This window comes from Aquabacterium sp. (assembly GCF_036279675.1).
Classification (GTDB): Bacteria; Pseudomonadota; Gammaproteobacteria; order Burkholderiales; family Burkholderiaceae_C; genus Aquabacterium.
Genome location: NZ_DASUIS010000157.1, coordinates 22749 through 40353 on the forward strand (window position 1 = coordinate 22749; position 17605 = coordinate 40353).

General features: G+C 64.6%; 10 protein-coding genes. 2 read left to right on the plus strand and 8 right to left on the minus strand.

Going from position 1 to position 17605, the window contains the following annotated elements; translation table 11 throughout:
* Positions 1-3 precede the first annotated feature (3 nt).
* Both dinB and VFW93_RS18770 read right to left on the minus strand, forming a co-directional pair.
* Positions 4-1233 (minus strand): DNA polymerase IV, encoded by a 1230-nt coding sequence (gene dinB / locus VFW93_RS18765; protein WP_329695475.1) that lies wholly within the window; start codon positions 1231-1233, stop codon positions 4-6.
* 37 nt (positions 1234-1270) lie between these two features.
* Positions 1271-1570: a flagellar basal body protein gene (locus VFW93_RS18770; RefSeq protein ID WP_329695476.1), complete on the minus strand. Its 300-nt coding sequence runs from the start codon at positions 1568-1570 to the stop codon at positions 1271-1273.
* A gap of 220 nt (positions 1571-1790) precedes the next feature.
* On the opposite strand from VFW93_RS18770, the gene VFW93_RS18775 reads away from it, so the two are divergent.
* Positions 1791-2996, plus strand: a complete 1206-nt coding sequence (locus VFW93_RS18775) for an NAD(P)/FAD-dependent oxidoreductase (protein ID WP_329695477.1) — start codon at positions 1791-1793, stop codon at positions 2994-2996.
* On the opposite strand, the gene VFW93_RS18780 is transcribed toward VFW93_RS18775, so the two are convergent.
* On the minus strand, positions 2985-6194 hold the full coding sequence (locus VFW93_RS18780) for an adenylate/guanylate cyclase domain-containing protein (RefSeq protein WP_329695478.1): 3210 nt from the start codon (positions 6192-6194) through the stop codon (positions 2985-2987). The two genes, VFW93_RS18775 and VFW93_RS18780, sit on opposite strands and share 12 nt — an antisense overlap.
* 48 nt (positions 6195-6242) lie before the next feature.
* Positions 6243-8774, minus strand: coding sequence for an ATP-binding protein (locus VFW93_RS18785; RefSeq protein ID WP_329695479.1), 2532 nt, complete (start codon positions 8772-8774; stop codon positions 6243-6245).
* 426 nt (positions 8775-9200) lie between these two features.
* Here VFW93_RS18785 and VFW93_RS18790 point away from each other — a divergent pair, with 426 nt between their 5' ends.
* Entirely contained in the window at positions 9201-10370 is a 1170-nt protein-coding gene (locus tag VFW93_RS18790) for a hypothetical protein (RefSeq protein WP_329695480.1), read from the plus strand.
* 6 nt (positions 10371-10376) lie between these two features.
* Here the strand turns inward: VFW93_RS18790 and VFW93_RS18795 are convergent, their stop codons facing one another.
* From VFW93_RS18795 to VFW93_RS18810, 4 genes are all read right to left on the minus strand, one after another.
* On the minus strand, positions 10377-14078 hold the full coding sequence (locus VFW93_RS18795) for a DUF748 domain-containing protein (protein ID WP_329695481.1): 3702 nt from the start codon (positions 14076-14078) through the stop codon (positions 10377-10379).
* A 116-nt stretch (positions 14079-14194) separates the two neighbouring features.
* Complete coding sequence (locus VFW93_RS18800) at positions 14195-14788, minus strand: nucleotidyltransferase family protein (protein WP_329695482.1); 594 nt, start codon at positions 14786-14788, stop codon at positions 14195-14197.
* Positions 14785-15876, minus strand: a complete 1092-nt coding sequence (locus tag VFW93_RS18805) for an XdhC family protein (RefSeq protein ID WP_329695483.1) — start codon at positions 15874-15876, stop codon at positions 14785-14787. Before VFW93_RS18805 ends, VFW93_RS18800 begins: the two co-directional genes overlap by 4 nt.
* On the minus strand, positions 15869-17605 hold a 1737-nt coding region (locus tag VFW93_RS18810), incomplete at its 5' end, for a xanthine dehydrogenase family protein molybdopterin-binding subunit (protein ID WP_329695484.1). The genes VFW93_RS18810 and VFW93_RS18805, both read right to left, overlap by 8 nt.

The following is a 17605-nucleotide window of genomic DNA, read 5'->3' on the forward strand; positions in this document are numbered from 1 at the left end:
GCATCACAGGCTCTCGAACAAGGGCAGCGAGTACGGCACGGCCGGCTCCTGGGCCCGCAAGGCTTCTTCGGGCTTGCACAGGGACTCCATCTTCACCCCCAGCAGGCGCAAGCGGCGATCCAGTGGCACGGACTTGAGGCAACGCCCGGCCCATTGCCGGATGACGGTCGCGTCTCGTGTGGGCGCGGGCATGGTCATGCTGCGGGTGACGATCTTGAAGTCGTCATAGCGCAGCTTCACGCCCACGGTGCGCCCCAGATAGTCCTTGCGCAACAGGTCCTGCGCCACTTGTTCGCACAGCTTCGTGAAGATGGGGCTCAGCGCCTCCCGGTCATCGCGCGGGTGCAGGTCACGTTCGAACGTGGTCTCGCGACTGAGGGACTTGGGTGCGCGCCAGGTCACGACCGGCCGCTCGTCTCGACCATGCGCCGCCGCATGCAGCCAGGCCCCGTAGTTGCTGCCGAAATGTTCAAGCAGCCAACCAGGATCGGCCTGCGCGAGTTGCCCGATCGTGTCGATGCCCAGTCGGGCCAGCTTTGCGCTGGCTTTGGGGCCGATGCCGTTGATGCGACTGGCAGGCAAGGGCCAGATGCGCGTGGGGATGTCCGGCGGCATCAGGACGGTGAGTCCGTCCGGCTTGTCCAGGTCGGAGCACAGTTTGGACAGCAGCTTGTTGGGCGTCACACCGATGGAGCAACTCAGGCCGGTGGCCTCGGTCACTGCCGCCTTGAGCCGCGCCGCCAGGGCCCGCACGCCGGCCAGATCGTCACCATCCACCGCGTCTTGCGCGCCGGGCACGTCCGTGAGGTCGATGTAGATTTCATCGATGCCACGGTCTTCGATCACCGGGGCCAGTTGGGCCACCGCGGCCTTGAAACGCCGTGAATAGGCCCGGTACTGGTCAAAGTCGACCGGCAGCAGCACGGCGTCCGGCGCCAGTGCCGCGGCCTTCATCAGCCCCATACCGGAATGCACGCCCAGTGCGCGCGCCGGGTAGGTCGCCGTGGTGATGACACCTCGGCCCGCGTAGTCGCGCAGATGCGAGAAACGCCGTTCACCGTTCTCCTGCGCCACAGGTTGATGGCGGCGCCCGCCACCGATGACAACCGCCTGCCCCTTCAATTCCGGATAGCGCAACAACTCGACGGACGCGTAAAACGCGTCCATGTCGAGATGGGCAATGAAACGACGGGCAGGCACAGTGACAAATGAGCGAGGCAATCCAGCGCCCATTCTGGACCGACTTGCGGCCCCTGTGCTCGCGAGGTGATCAGGCCTTGACGTCGAGGATGCTGCCCACCATCTGCTCCTGCGTCTGGATGGTCTTCAGATTGGCCTTGTAGTTGTAGCTCGCCTCCATCTGGGCGACGAGATCGGCAGCCAGATCCGCGCCGACTTCATCGACCTTGCCGACGGAGGTCATCACGCCAGCCGTTTCCTGGCTTTGCTGATGCACGACCTGGCGCTGAAAGCCAGGCGTCTGGGCGTTGGCGATGTTGTGGGCCGCCACGTCCAGGCGGGTTGAAGCCGCATGCGCACCCGATACTGCAATGGATGAGATGGTGTTCATAAACCCTCCATGCATCCGTGATCGACGGAAAAGCGCCGAACTTGAAGCAGCTCAAGGGTTGATGTGTGGAAAGATACCGAAACCCGCATTTCAGGACATTCGTCCCGAACTTGTATCCAAAATGGCGCGCCTCACGCTTGACATGGGCTTGGCCTATGGCTTGCAATGGGCTTTTACGCGACTTTCTGTCATCCAATAAAAATTGTCTGAAAGCTCAAACATGTATGACGCCATTGTCGTAGGTGGTCGCTGCGGCGGTGCCGCCACCGCCATGCTGCTGGCCCGCCAGGGTCACAAGGTGCTGATCGTCGATCAGGCCACGCTGCCCAGCGACGCGAGACTGTCCACTCACCTGATCTGGCACGCTGGTGTGGACCTGCTGCACAAGTGGGGCCTGCTGGATGCCGTGAAAGCCACCAACTGCCCTTTGCTGACCGGTTTTTCACTGGATCTGGGCGAACTGGTGCTGCGTGGTCAGCCGCCAGGCGCCACCGTCGGCGCCGCCATGGCCCCTCGGCGGCTGGCGCTGGACAAGGTCCTGCTGGACGCTGCGCTGGCTGCAGGGGCTGAACTTCGCCAGGGCGTGACGTTTGAAGACGTGCTCAAGGACGGTGACCGCGTCACGGGTATCCGCGGCAGGCTGCAGGATGGCAGCGCCTTCACGGCGCACGCCAAGGTGGTGGTTGGTGCAGACGGTACCCACTCCCGCGTGGCCCGTGCCGTGGGCGCGGAGAGCTACAACGAGTTCCCCAAGGAAGCGGGTTCCTACAACCTGTACTCGTATTTCAAGGGCGTTGACCTCGATGGCGTCGAGTTCTTCTCACGCCCCGAACGCATGATCTATGCTTGGGAAACCAATGACGGTCGCTCGGTGATCGGTGTGATCCAGCCCGGTGGGGCACCACGCCCGGCTCGTGAAGACATGGAAGCGCACTTCCAGTCGGAGCTGGCCACGCTGGCGCCCGGCCTGGCCGCGCGTGTCAATGCCGGACAACGCGATGACGAGTGGTTGAGCGGCGCCATTGGTGCGTTCTGCCGCCAGGCCGCCGGCCCCGGCTGGTGTCTGGTGGGCGATGCCGGTGTCACCATGGATCCGATCACCGCCGCAGGGATTTCCAATGCCTTGCGCGATGCGGAGCTGGCCGCCACACTGATTCACGGCGGCTTGCAAGGCCCGGGTTCGCTGGACGACAGCCTGGCCGGCTATCAGGCACGCCGCGATGCGGTGTCCGTGCCCTTGCAACAGTTCGCGCAGGAAATGGCCAAGCTGGCGCCCCCCACGGAAGACGTCATCAAGCTGTTCATGGCCCTCGCAGGCAATCAGGAACAGATCGACAACTACTATGGTGTGTTTGCTCAGACTGTGACGCCGATGGCCTTCTTTGATCCGGCCAACATGACCAGGATCTTTGCGTCAGCCGCATGAGGCGAGTGCCGCTTCGGCACGTACTCGCCACATGGTGGCCCGCTGGGCTGTCGCCAATGCCAATGCCTGTTGCAGGCATGCGCGAACCTCGGCGGCATCCACACCAGGGATCTGCCTGAGCACCTCGCCTCGGATACGGTGCCACTCGGCATCGTGCCAGCGCTCGCCGCCTTGATCGGTCTGCTCGCGCGCCTGTGCCAGGCACGCCAGGGCCTCGTCGAATCGCCCGACCTGCCCCCAGGCTTCGGCCATCAGGGTCAGAAAGAATGGCAGCACGATGCCGGCACCCGTGGCCTGAAACGCGGCGATGCCCTGGGTCATCAGCGTGATGCCGTCCTCCATCTGGCCCAGGCGGGTGCGACACCATCCCATCGCAAAACGCGCCAGCGCAGACACATAGGCAAAGCCGTGCTCGTCGGCCTGATGCCAGCCCGCCTGCAAGCGGGGCAAGAGACGATCCAGGTCACCAGCATGCAGATACGCCATCACACCCCAGGTGCGCGCCCAGGCCAGCGAATAGGGGTGCTCGAGCGCCAGGGCTCGTTGCTCGATCGCTGCATACGCCGCATCCAGATCATCCACCTGCCCCATGATCCACTGCGCGTGCAGACCGTGCACCATGCTCACCAGCTTGAGATCGGTTGAATACAGTGCGATCAGGCTTCGATCCTGAGGATCGTTGAAACCATGCTCGACCTGTTCGCAATAGCCGGGCACATCCGACAGCTGCCCGCCATAAAAGCACAACTGGGTCTGCATCATGTTGTGCACCAGCCAGGCATGCCGGCTGTTGGACTGCCTGGCCACCGTCCCCATGCGACGCCCGATCGATTGGGCCTGCCCGATCTCGCCGCGCACCTGGTGGTAGACGCACACGCCCCACAGAGGCCAGATGGCTTCGTCGATCTTGTCTGCAGCGCTGGCCAGTTCGTTGGCGCGCTTGTAGGCCTGCTCCACTTCAGGTGCGGCCCACCCTTTGCCAAGCATGTGCACGGTACCGAGCGAGGCATGCAATTGCAACTCGACCTGATCGCGATCAGAACTGGCGGGCAAGCTTTGAGAGGCCTGCAAGCCCGCCTGCAGATGGGACGCGGCCTCATGCAAGGCCAGCCTGTTGATGGCCTGCTCGCTGGCCTTGCGCCAATAGGGAATGGCCGTGTGCACCAACCCCGCCGCATTCGCGTGCCGCGCCAGCAAGGCCGGTTGATGCTGTACCGTCTCCGGGTAGCGCGCTTCGAGTTGCTCAACGATGGCCGCGTGCAAGCTTTCGCGATGGGCCTTGAGCAATGAGTCGTAAGCCGTGTCCTGCACCATGGCGTGCTTGAACACGTACACCGGTCCGCGCTCGCCATCCTGACGCGATGCCAGGCCCGATTTCAGCAGGGCCTGAATGCCGTCATCCAGTTGCTGGCTCCCCTGAGGGAACAGCGCCTCCAGCAGATCATGCGCAAACTCGCGTCCGATCACGGCGCCGATCTGCGCCACCTCCTTGGCCACGGCATGACGATCAAGACGGGCCATCAAGGAGTCCCTCAAGGTCGAGGGCAAGGTGCTGGCCGCCGGCATCCCGTCCACATCCAGACTGACCTGTTCGAGCACCGACTTGGTCAACTCCTCGACAAACAGGGGCACACCGTCGGTGCGGTGCTCGATCTGCTGCGCCAGTGATTCAGGCAAAGCCTGATCGCCCATCAGGCGAGACACCAGCGCCAGAACCTCCGCGCGCCTCAGGCCGGGCACCTTCAAAGCCGTCACGTGGGCCTGCCGGTCAAATGCCGGCACGAACTCGGGGCGGTGCGTGACCACCAACATCACGGGCACCTGACGGGCCCGCTCCACCAAGGCGTTGAGGGCCCCGATGGAAGCGGGGTCGGCCCAATGCGCATCTTCGAACAACATCAGGAAGGGTTCCTGGCCCGCACGTGCCTGCAGCAAGTCCACCAGGACCTCGATGATGTCCTGCTCGCGTTGATGGGCACTGCTCACGGGCAAGGCATGTCGACCATCCGAGGAGATCGACAGCATCGCGGCCAGCAAGGCCGCGTGCCGCGGTGTCGGGTTGCCCAGCCGGTCCCGGATCAGCGCGTCCACACGGTCGAGCTTGACCGACGTCGGCATATCGGGCCGCAGGCGCAACAGGCGTTCCATCGCATCGATGAAGGGATGAAAGGCGCTCGATGCACGATGGGCCGCGCACTGCAAATGCACCGCCTTCAAGCCCGCATTGCCCAATCGATCACACAGCTCCTTGAGCATGCGGGATTTGCCAATGCCAGGCTCGCCCGACAACAGGACCACCTGTCCCTGCCCTTGCAGCACGGTCTGCCAGCGGTCCATCAGGAGACCCATCTCCTGGACGCGCCCAACCAGAGGGCTCAACTGCTCGCCACTGGCTGCATCGAAGCGACTGAGGGTGTCGCTCACGCCGGTCACACGCCAGACCTGGCGCGGCTCGGTCACGCCCTTGAGCGCGTGCACGCCCTGGTCTTCGTAGGTAAAGCTGCCGCCCGTCAGGCGCCGCGTCTGGTCGGTGATGAGCACGGTGTTGGCCCCTGCGAGCGCCTGCAGTCGTGCGGCGATATTGGGCGTATCGCCCAGCGCCAGCTGCTCACGCCGGGGGCCGGCGCCGATGTCACCGATCACCACACGGCCGGTGTCGATGCCGATGCGCAACTGCAACCTCACGTGCTCGCGACCATCCAAGGCGATGTCGAGCTCACCAATGCGATCCAGCAGCTCCAGCCCGGCATGCACCGCGCGCACGGCCGCATCTTCCTGCGCCTGGGGGTAGCCGAAATACACCAGCAGGCCATCGCCCAGGTACTGCGCCACCGTGCCGCCACAACGGGTGATGACCGCCACGGCTGCCTGCTGATAGGCCAGCACCACCTGGCGCCACTGCTCCGGGCTCAGCCGCGCGCACAGCGCCGTGGCGTCCACCAGATCACAGAACATGATGGTGAGCTGACGCAACTCGGTGTGAGCAGGCGGCGACACCAGTGCATCAGGCCGCTGGGCCGCCATCCCCGCCAGCAGATCCTGAATCGCCCGCATCAGGCGTTTGCGATCACCCATGGTGAGGCCGAGCTTTTCCAGGTCGGGCTCGGTCAGGCTGGTGATGACGTCTTCGGCGATGCCGTTTTCAAGCAGCAGAGGCTCCAGCCGGCTCAGCCCGATGGCGTCAAGCCAGGCAGACATGGATGTCACGGGGAGGCCCTGTGGCGGCTGCATGATCCTGATCCCTGCCTAACCGGGCGGAGAAGACAAGGCCCAGGTGCACACCGACTCGGGATCCAGATCGGAGCCCATGCTCTTGAGCCTGTCCAGCACCGTGGGGTCCAAGGCGTCCTGAACCAGGCCAGTCACGCGAGACCAGGCGTACACCGTCACCACATCACGCGAACCCAACTGTTCGTAAGACTTCGCGGTATAGCCCACCAGGCGAGCGGCCGCCTCATGTCGACCTTCCAGCGCGGCGAGCAGGGCCAGCAAACCGGCATACAGGCCCAGCCACTCCCAGTCGCGGCTGCGCGAAGCGCTCACGAAGTCGGTCAAGGCGGCGCGAGCCAGAGGCAGATCGCTCTTGACGAAGGCCACGCAGGCCATCACCGCCAGTGCGTGCAGAACAAAGTTATCGCGACGATGGCGGCCGCGCGCCAGAATCTGTTCGCACGTCAGGATGGCCGCATCCGTGTCGCCCAGCGCCATGCTGATGGAGGCCAGGTCATTGAGCGCAGCCGACACGACCCCTTCCAGCCCGGCACTTTGGGCCCGCACCAGCAGCGTCTGGCAGACGCGGCGCGCTTCGGCCATGTGCTCGATGGACTTGAGCACCGTGACTTCTGCCAGCAGGCGCTGGGTGCACAGGCGCGCGGGCCAGTCCGGTTGCTCCAGAGAAGCCATTTCGTCCAACGCGGACATGGCCTGCACGGGCGGCAGCACCCCGCTGCCCGCCAGGCAACGCAGCGCCAGATACAGCCCACGGCGATCCGCCGCAGCCCGGTACAACGCCGATGCGCGCAAGGCGAAATCGTGCATGAGGTTGTTACCCACCCCCCAGTACAGGCGGCTGCGCTCCAGCCAGAACCGCGCCACATCGGCACCCGGCTGCGGGCTGGTGGCCAGCAATTCGAGGTTCTGGCCACGCAGGCGGCATTCGGGCGCCAGGCCCATCAGCAGGAACAAGGGCCCCGCCGCGCCAAGCAGGCGCACGGCCAGGTTCTGATCATGTTGCACAGCCCAATCCAGGGCCATGCGCACATTGTCGATTTCAGGGCCGTAATGCGACAGCCATTGCGCATCCGACTGCGCCCAGTAATCTTCATAGGCCTGGTCCATCATGAGGGCAATGGCCTGGGCGTGACGCTTGCGGATGTCGGGCAACTCGCCAGACTCCACCAGCTTGAGGCCGGCATAGTCGCGCATGCTGTCGAGCAGACGGTAGCGCGGCATCTCGCCAGCATCGGCCATCACCAGGGAACGGTCCACCAGTGACCCCAGCACGTCGATCACGGCCCACTCGTCCAGATCCTGGTCGTGCGCCAGCACCTTGGCCAGATCCAGCGTGAAGCCACCCGCGAGCACCGCCAGGCGCCGGAACACCGCGCGCTCCGGCCCCGACAGCATCTCGTGGCTCCAGTCCAGCGCCGCCAGCAGGGTTTGCTGACGCGATGGCGTGACATGGCTGTTGCCATGCAACAGCTTGAACCGTTCGCCCAGACGCTCTTCGACACCCTGCAGGCCCAGAAGCGGCACGCGCGCCGCCGCCAGCTTGATGGCCAGCGGTACACCGTCCAGCTTGCGGCACAAACCAATGACGCGATCCAGTTGCGTCTGACTGAGCTCGAAATAGCGGTTGATGGCCTTGACCTGATCCACGAAAAGCGCCACTGCGCCGTGTTGCATGGCCTCGTCCACCGTCACACCCGGCTCGGGCACGGACAGCGGCCCCAGGCGGAAGACGCGCTCGGCGGGCAAACGCAATGGCAGCTGGCTCGTGACCAGGATGCGCACGTTGGGGGCACCGGCCAGCACGGCATGAACCAGCTTGGCCACGGCATCCAGCACATGTTCCGCGTTATCAATGACCAGCAGCACCTGCAGCGGCTTGAGCGCCGCCACGAGTGCATGCAGGGGATCCTGGCCACCCGACGACAACCCCAGGCCTTGCGCCACCATGGACACGACCAGCTCCGGATCGGCAATGGCCGCCAACTCCACCCAGGCCGCGCCATCAGGCCAGTGCGGCCGCCAGTTGTGGGCCGCACTCAGCGCGAAGGCCGTCTTGCCGATGCCTGCCTGCCCCACCACCGTGATCAAGGGCGCGGGCAGCAAGGCATCCAGCGCAGCCTGATCGGCTTCGCGCCCCCACACAGGCCCCGGCAAGGCCGGCAGCACGGACAGCACGTCCACCGGCGAGGGGTAGGCACTCGCACCCTCTGTTGAAGGCTGGAGTCGCACGGGGCGTTGTTCGCCATCAAACTCCACCGGCAGGCAGAAGCGATAGCCTCGCCCGGGCACCGTCGCGATCGACTTGGCGCCCAGCAGCTTGCGCAACGAGGAGATCTGAACCTGCAGATTGTTCTCCTCGACCACCAGATTGGGCCAGACCCGATCCAGCAGCTCGGCCTTGCTGACCAGTCGCCCGCCTTCGGACACGAGAACCGTCAACACATCGACCGCGCGGGCGCCAAGGTTGGTCGGCTCTCCCTCCAGGTACAGCACCCGTTCGGAAGGACAAAGCTCGAAACGATCGAAACGGTAACAGTTGCGCGACAAGTGTTCCCCAGCCATCAGAGAGGTGTGAGCCGAATGTTCAGCCACGAACGCAGCGCCACTGCGGGTTCACAGCGGGTTTCAGGATAATTTAAGTGGCAATTCAGCACAAATACCGGCCTGCCTCGGACAATAGTTTCAATTCTAAAGAAATCCAACCAAAATCATTGGTCGATCAGAGCCTCATTAGGGCAGCAAGTCGTAAATTGACAAACTGCCCGAGACCCTGAAAAAGCCGAAGGATGGTTGCGAAAGCAACGCTGTCATCTATCAGCTGCCTCCAAGCAGTCCCAAGGGTCCTCCACCGAACTGGTGCAGGACCCTTGGCTTTTTCTGGACAAGACGCCATCACTCCTCTATCGTGAACAACATGCTGCACCGCAGCAAATGCATATTCACATCGGGAGCAACCACATGGCCCTTGCCTTCATGAAACTGAAGCGCGCTGTTCGCGTGTGCCTGTCCATGGCGCTGAGCCTGCCCATTCTGGCGCTGGCTCAGGCTGCGCCGCCGAGCCTGCCGGCTCTGGGGCTGAACGCCAAGGCGATCTCCGTGTCCGGGCTGTCATCGGGTGGCTACATGGCCGCGCAGTTCGAAGTGGCCTACTCGCGCACCGTGATGGGCGCCGGGATCGTGGCGGCAGGCCCGTACGGCTGCTCGATGGGCTCGGTCACCACCGCCGCCCTGACCTGCTCCTGCCCTTACGACATCAGTGACAACAGCGGCCCCACAGGCATCATGACGGCGGTGTCCCGCCTGAGTTGCGTGCACCTGCCTGAAAAAATCCTGTCTGAACGGGCGACCAGCGCCATCGCGGGCAACAAGGGCCATGTGGATGGCATCAGCAACCTGCGCCAGCACCGTGTCTGGCTGTACTGGGGTGAAGACGACCCCGTGGTGGACCCCTCCATCGTGAAAGGGCTGGCGCGCTTCTATGCCGATGCCCGCGTCACGGCCGTGCAGAAGGTCGCCGGCCCACACGCTGGGCACGGCATGCCGATCGCGGCCGATGGCCAGTGCCAGGTCACCCGCAGCCCCTACATCAATGGCTGCAAGATCGACGGCGCCGGCAAGCTGCTGAGCTGGATCTACAAGCTGCCCGCCAGCACCCAGCCAGCGGCAGACCTGGCCTCCGCTGGCTCGCTGAAACCCTTTGACCAGACGCCCTACAGGCAGAAGGACGTGTTTGACAGCCTGGACAAGACCGGCTGGCTGTATGTGCCAAAAGCCTGCGAACAAAAGGATGCCCACTGCAAGCTCCATGTGGCCTTTCATGGCTGCGAGCAAGGGCAGAACTTCGTGATGGGCAACGGCCAGCCCTACGGCACGATCTTTGTCGAGCAGGCAGGCTACAACCGCTGGGCGGAAAGCGCGGGCATCGTGGTGCTCTATCCGCAAGTGGTACCCAGCAACCAGATCAACCCGGGTTCGGCCTTCGGCTTCAACCCCAAGGGTTGCTGGGACTTCTGGGGCTACACCACACCCCCGGATGACAAATGGGAATTCGGCAGCGGCCTGCCTTTCAACCGCCGCGAAGCGCCTCAGATGAAGGCCGTCAAGAACATGATCGATGCCTTGCTGGCCTCACCCACACCTTGATGCGGTTTACTTGATCTCGAACTGCACGCGGGCGGCCGGCCCCTTGTCATCGGGCAGATCGTCCTTGCCCACCCGAGAAGCGGTGAGCAACACGCGCTCGGGTGGCAGCTTGTGGGCCAGATAGGCCTTGACCTGATCGCCACGCTGATTGGCCAGGGCCCGCAGCGCTTCTGCATTGACCGGCGCAGCGGCCTTGAGCAAGGCTTCCATCTCGGCGTCGGGCAAGGCCTTGGCGATGCCGATCAGATTGCGGGGCTTCTTGATGTCAGCGGCTTTGTACGCTGCAGCCAGCCAGGTGCTGTGCTCCTGCGCGTTGACCTGCACCTCGGCGAGTGATTGCCCCGTCGCCTTGGCCTTGGCTGCGCGCATGAGCTTGTCCACATGGGCCTGGCGCAAGCCTTCGGTATCCGCAACCGGATCGGCACGCCCTGTGGCCGCCAGCTTGAGCGCGGGCCGATCAGCCAGCTTGGCGGCGAGGCTGTCGAGCCGCCGGCGTGCACTGTCGGACAACTCGCCCTGGCCCGGCTCGAACGGCACGTAACCCAGCTCTTCCGAGCCCCCACCTGAGAGCAGCGCGAACGGGGCCGTCACCGCCTTGGTGATCAGGTTGACGAGCACACGCCAGATGATGCCGCCCACCGAGAACTGCGGGTCGTCGAGCGAGCCGGAAATCGGCAGGTTGATGTCGATTTCACCCTTGCTGTTCTTGAGCAGGGACACGGCAAACAGCACCGGCAGCTTGACCGCGTCCGGGCTGTCGGTCTTTTCGCCAAAGGTGAGCTGGTCCAGGAAGATCTGGTTGCTGGCGTCCAGCTTGCCACCGTCCACCTTGTAGTGCACGTTGACCGACAGCGTGCCCTTGTCAATGGCATAACCGGCATAGCGAGCCGCATACGGCGTCATGCGGGTCAGCTCGATGCCTTTGGCCGTGGCCTGGATGTCCGTGTAGAGCTTGGGGCCCAGCGGATGCAGCTGCCCGGTGATCAGCAAGGGGGCTGCGTCGTCCACCGCGCCAGCGATCTTGACGGTGGCAGGCTCAGGCTTGGTGGACGACACGGCCGATACGTCGCCCTCGATCTGCGTCAGCCGTGCCGAGTAGTTGGGCTTGATGAAGTTGTCGGTGAAATCCACGCGCCCCTTGCTCAGCTGGATCTGTTGCCAGCGCAGCTTGGGCGTGGGCTTGTTGCCAGCCGTTGCTGCAGGTGCGCTGGCCGCCGGCAGAGTGACGGCAGCCACGGGCCTGGTCGATGGCGATGACGCCGCGGGCTCGGGCGTGGTCAGCGAACGAGCCTCCCCACCAGCCTCATGGCGCATGATGCCCGCCACATTCAGCTGACCACTGGGGTTGATGATGAGGCGACCGTAGAAATCCTTGAACGCGATGCGGCCCAGGTTGGCATCCACAGCCTCGCCATCCAGCGCCACATCGGCGCCATCCAGCGTCAGGGCTTGCCAGCTCAGGAAGTCGGCGTCGTTGACGCGGTCCAGCACGCGCACATCGGTCAGACCCACGCGGCCCTTGTAGCGCACCTGCATGCCGCTGTTGGGCGGCATCTGCAGCTTGAACTGGCCATCCATCTGGGCTTTGGCACCGGCGAGGGTGATGTTGACCATCGGGTCGATGTAGGGCTGGATGGCACGCAAGTCCAGGCTGGCCACGTTGACGCGGGCATCCACCTGAACAGGCTGCGGCTTGACGGTACCCTTGATGCGCACGCGCCCCTTGCCTTGTGCGAGCGTGTCCAGATCCAGCGCGATCGGGCGGCTCAAGTCCTGGCTGAGATCCGCCAGATGCAGATCGGTTTGATGCAGCTCGAACGCGGCGGCAGGGCTCACACCCTGATCCTTGAAGGCGAACTGGCAGGCACGGCAATACAGCTCCTTGAGTGTGAACTGAGGCAGGGGGGCCGTTTGACCTCGTTTGTCACTTGCACGTTCTGCGGGCTTGCTGGCGGGTTGAGCGCTGGATGGCGCCATGCCCAGCCACTCGCCCCGGGGGCCACGCGTCACGGCGGCATCCAGCTTGTTGAGGGTCAGCTTGTCGGCGCTCACAATTCTGAGAGCAGCCCCCTCACCCAAGTCCAGCTGGACCTGTATGCCATCGAGGGACAGTTCATCGAGCAAGACCTTGTCAGCGATCCCCTTCTGCGAGGCAGGCGCACGCAGCTGACTGATCACCACGTGACCAGCGACGAGGCGCGCCTCGGCCGGCTCCAGCGCCGAGGCGGCTTTCAAACGGGCCTGGAGCTGGGCCTGTACCGCCAGCTGGCCTTGTTCTACACGCAGCGGCAACTTCAGCGAATCGGCCAACGGCGCCAGCCAGGGGCTGATCTGCGCCTTGCTGAGGTTGAACTGCATGTCCACCATCTGCCGGGCCGCATGCACATGGCCTTGCGCCAGCAAGCTGGCGTCGTGCTCGTCGTGCAGGTTCAGTTGCCAGGTGGCGGGCGCGGCCTTGGTCTGGCTGCTCAAACCCTCTACCTTGAGGCGCAAGAGGTCGATCACGGGCCAGGCTTGTGAGCTTTGCGTGCCTTGTGTGTGGGCGTCGAGCCGCGCCAGATTGAACTGCAGCTGGCCGATCTGCCAGGCCCAGGGGGCGGCAGGCGCTGTCGACGATGATGCCGCCTGGCTTGAGGGCGTCACCTCGGGTCGGGACTCACCCTTGTTGCCTGCCAGAGGACGACTACGCCAATGCACACCGTCCAGCAATACCGCGCCGAGCTTCACCTGGCGTTCCAGGGGTTGGGCATCCAGGCCCTGGATGTCCAGGGTCTGCCAACCCGCATCCACCTGCCCCAGCACAGGCGCATGCGGCAGGCTCAAGGCCAGCTTGCTCAGCTTGAGTCCGCCCTCGATGCTGAGCTTGGGCACAGCAGGCGGTTTGCGTTCTTCAAACTTCAGTGTGAGGTCGGCATCCAGTCGACCGTCTGCGGCGCTCATCGACCAGGGTTGCGGCACGAATGGTTGTGCGACCTTGACCCAATGCGGCACGTCCACGCCATCCCACTTGAGGTGCACGGCGGAGCGCATGCCTTCAGTAAAGGGCAAGGTGTCGCCCACGATGGACAAGGCACTGCCGTCCACGCGTGCGCTCAACTGCGGCTTCACGTCGACGTTGACGAAGCTGGGCAGGTTGGACACGAAGGGCACGCCGATGCGCAACTGATCGATGCGGTGCTCCTGATTCAGGACACGGTCGCTGTAGCGCACCAGGCCATCGTTCAGCTCGATGTTGAACACGGCGAAGTGCGCAGGCTCCTCATCTTTTTGGGGCTGGACAGATGGTGCCGTGAGCTTGTCCAGCACGGCAGAGAAGTTGAACCGATCGGCGCTCTGACGTTCGATCCAGACATCGGGCTTGTCAATGCGCACGCGTCGCAGCACCGGGGCCAGGCGCCAGATGGATTCCAGCGAAATCTGCGCCTGGGCGCGCTGGATGCGCAGCATGGGCGCGGCCGTTGGCCCCACGGCCAGGCCATCCAGTACCACCTCACCCCGCCAGGGGCTGATCTGCAAGGCCTGCAGGCTCACGGGCGTACCCAGGGCTTGCGCCGCAGCCTGCTCGATGCGTGGGCGCAACCAGCCTGGCAACCACATGCCGACGAGCACCGTCCACAGCACGGCCAATGCCGCCACGATGGCCAGAGGGCGGCGCCAGTGCGACCACGCGCCTTGTCCGGAAGAAGGGGTTGCTTGCTCAGCGCTCATGCTTGTGTCTCGGTTGGAAGGCCCTCGCCTTCCCGGCCCAACAGCAGGGCCACAGGCCCGATGTTACAAGCACGGTCATGCCTGGGTGCAGCGCCTGCCAGCGCATGCGATGTGGATCAACAATCAGGGAACGACGGGGATGTCCGCAAATCTTCAGGTCTGTCCACATCGAACAGCACGCCCGCGTCGTCCACGGTGACAGGCACCGCATCGCGCTGCCAATCCAGCATGTGGCGCGCACCTTGATCGCCCTTGAGCAGCGCCAGATCCGCCAAGCGGCTCACAGGCAGGCCACGCGGCTGCCCGAGTTGGCCGCGGTACACGGGCACGACGGGTTGCCCCGTCTGCAGCAAGGCTTGTTGCAGTGATTGCACGGTGGCGCGCGTCACCAAGGGCATGTCAGCCAGACCGATGATCACACCATCCAGCCCCGTCATGCTCATCAAGGCGCGAGCGCCCTGCGCCAGGGAATGACCCATGCCCGACGCGGCATCGGCACAGGTCACCACCTGCGCACCGCACGACAGAGCGAGATCCCGCGCCCCATCATCATCGGGTCTGATCACCACCAGCAAGGGCGCGCACAGACCCGCGTAGGGCTGCAGCGCGGCCTCCAGCATGGTGCGGCCTTCCGGCAACACGGCCAGACGCTTGTCCGAGCCAAAGCGAACGCCTTGTCCAGCAGCCAGGATCAAGCCCGCCACACTCATGCTGTCGAGGGCATGGTGGGCACGGGCTGTTCGTGTGATTCGCCGCTCAAGGCACAGGCGGCTTGCGAGCCCGATGCCGGCATCCAGTCCTGCTGTGCACGACGCACCGCGAAGGGGTCTTCACCCGTCTCGAGCAGGCGACGAACCTGGATCAACTCGGCGGCAATGGACACGGCAATCTCGGCAGGTGAGCGAGAGCCAATGGGCAGGCCAACCGGCCCACGCAACTGGTTCACCTGTTCGGCGCTCAGATCGAACTGACGCAGCCTGTCCTTGCGCCGCGCGGTGGTGATGCTGGAGCCCAAGGCGCCCACATAAAAGGCGGGCGTGCGCAAAGCCTCCATCAAGGCCAGATCGTCCAGCTTGGGATCATGCGTGACGGTGACCACCGCCGTGCGCTCGTCGCACCCGAACGCCATCACCACGTCATCGGGCATGCCGGCCAGCAGCGTGGCGCCGGGTTCATGCCACGCGCCGGTGTACTCGGTACGCGGGTCGCAGATGCTCACGGCATAGCCCAGGGATTGCGCAATCGGCAGCAGGTAACGGCTGACTTCGGTGGCCCCGATGAGCAGCAGGCGGTGACGGGGCCCCAGCACGGCCGTGAAGCCCTGGTGGTCATCACTGAAATCACGCACGTCTTGAGCGGGCGCCAGGGTCGCCATGCCGCTTGTGTAGTCCAGGCGCTTGCACACCAGTTGTTGCGCACGGATGGCGGCCAAGGCCTGCTCGGCCTGGGCCACGTCCCAGAAGGGCTCGATGGCCAGACGCAGCGCATTGCCACAAGGCAGGCGATAGCGCTCGCGCTCGGCCGCATCACGGCCATACACGCGCATCAGCACGCGGCGCTGACCAAGGGGTGGCTCAAGCCAGAGCGCACCACTCATGACCTCGTGCACCAGATCATCTTCCACACAGCCGCCCGAGACAGAGCCCGTGATCAAACCTTGCTCGCTGATCACGGCCATGGCGCCGGGTGGCCGCGGGCTGGCACCAAAGGTACTCAATACCGTCACCAGCACGCAGCGCTGCCCGGCCACATGCCAGCTCAGCGCCTGCTGCAGGACCTCGTGCTCGTTGCTATGCATGATCCAGCCTGATGGGCAGTGAGCGGATGCGCTTTTTGGTCAGGGCGTAGATCGCATTGGTCACAGCGGGTGCGATGGGCGGCGTACCAGGCTCACCCACACCGCCTGGTGCGGCCGTGCTGGGCACGACGTGGGCTTCCACCACCGGCATCTGCGCCATGTGCACCGCATCGTAGGAGGGGAAGCTGGTCTGCTCGACACGCCCGTTGGCAATGGTGATCTCGCCAAACAGCGCGGCACTCAGGCCATACACGATCGAGCTCTGCATCTGGGCCTCCACCGTGTCGGGGTTGACCACGGTGCCGCAATCGATGGCGCACACCACGCGATGCACTTTCACTTGCCCGCTTTCCACCGACACCTCGGCCACTTCGGCACAGATGGAGCCAAACGACTCATGCAGGGCGATGCCGCGCGCGCGTCCTGCAGGCAAGGGCTTGCCCCAGCCCGCCTTGCTGGCGGCCAGATCGAGCACGGCCAGATGGCGGGGATGTTGGCCCAGCAAGCTGCGGCGATAGGCGTAAGGGTCCTGCCCCACGGCCCAGGCCAGTTCGTCCACGAAGCTTTCGGTGAAAAAGGCGTTGTAGGAATGGCCCACGCTGCGCCACGAGCCCACCGGCACGTGGGTCTCGGGCCGGATCTGGCGAACCGAGATGCTGTCGAAACCGTAGGGGATGTCGAACGCGCCTTCGATCTGGTTCTTGTCGGGCATGGCGTTCGATGCTGCGGCCGGCATCAGGCGCCTGACCGAATCAAAGCTCACCGACTGCGCCGCCACGCGGTTGGACCAGGCCGTTACGCGCCCCTTGGCATCCACGGCAGCACGGAACACCGACAGCGCCGCTGGCCGGTACATGTCGTGCTGCATGTCTTCTTCACGCGTCCACACCAGCTTGACCGGCTTGCCATCCAGCTGCTTGGCAATGGCCACGGCCTGCTCGACCATGTCGACCTCCAGGCGTCGGCCAAAACCACCACCGAGAAAAGGCACATGCAGCTTGACCTTGTCAGAGTCCACCCCGGCCACCTGCGAAGCCTTCCACTTCGCCAGCGAAGGCGACTGGGTGGAACACCAGACCTCTACCTGGCCGTCCTTCACCTGGGCCACGCAGTTGATCGGCTCCATCGCGGCGTGGGCCAGGAAAGGCGCCCAGTAATCGGCTTCAATCACCTTGGCTGCCTGCTTGAAGGCCCCATCGGCATCGCCCTTGGTGCCATAGGCAAAGCCCTGGCTGGCTGCCAGTTCGTTCTTGAATTTCTGGACGATATCGGCCGACGAGACCTTGTCGTTGGGCGAAGCCTCGTAGCTGATCTTCACCTCGGCCAGCGCCTGCTTGGCACGCCACCAGTTGTTGGCCACGACCACCACACCCTGCGGGATCTGCAGCACCTTGAGCACGCCCTTGCGCTGCATGGCAGCCTGGCTGTCCACGCTGGCCACCTTGGCGCCAAACACGGGTGGCTGCGCGATGGCGGCATACACCATGCCCTCGCGCTTGACGTCGATGCCGAACACGGCCGAGCCATTGACCTTGACGGGAATGTCCTGCCGCGCCATCGGCTTGCCGATCAGCTTGTACTGACTTGGATCCTTGAAGCGCACATCCTGCGGTGGCGTCAGGGCCGATGCCTCTTTGGCCAGATCGCCAAAGCCCAACCTGGCGCCGGTCTTGGTGTTGATGACGTGGCCGGCCTCCACCTGGCATTGCCCGGGCGTGACAGACCAGCG

What these genes read in the sequence shown, in the direction of transcription:
- dinB (WP_329695475.1), bottom strand. Translation starts at nt 1,233, where the DNA reads ATGGGCGCTGGATTGCCTCGCTCATTTGTCACTGTGCCTGCCCGTCGT.
- VFW93_RS18770 (WP_329695476.1), bottom strand. Translation starts at nt 1,570, where the DNA reads ATGAACACCATCTCATCCATTGCAGTATCGGGTGCGCATGCGGCTTCA.
- VFW93_RS18775 (WP_329695477.1), top strand. Translation starts at nt 1,791, where the DNA reads ATGTATGACGCCATTGTCGTAGGTGGTCGCTGCGGCGGTGCCGCCACC.
- VFW93_RS18780 (WP_329695478.1), bottom strand. Translation starts at nt 6,194, where the DNA reads ATGTCTGCCTGGCTTGACGCCATCGGGCTGAGCCGGCTGGAGCCTCTG.
- VFW93_RS18790 (WP_329695480.1), top strand. Translation starts at nt 9,201, where the DNA reads ATGAAACTGAAGCGCGCTGTTCGCGTGTGCCTGTCCATGGCGCTGAGC.
- VFW93_RS18795 (WP_329695481.1), bottom strand. Translation starts at nt 14,078, where the DNA reads ATGAGCGCTGAGCAAGCAACCCCTTCTTCCGGACAAGGCGCGTGGTCG.
- VFW93_RS18800 (WP_329695482.1), bottom strand. Translation starts at nt 14,788, where the DNA reads ATGAGTGTGGCGGGCTTGATCCTGGCTGCTGGACAAGGCGTTCGCTTT.
- VFW93_RS18805 (WP_329695483.1), bottom strand. Translation starts at nt 15,876, where the DNA reads ATGCATAGCAACGAGCACGAGGTCCTGCAGCAGGCGCTGAGCTGGCAT.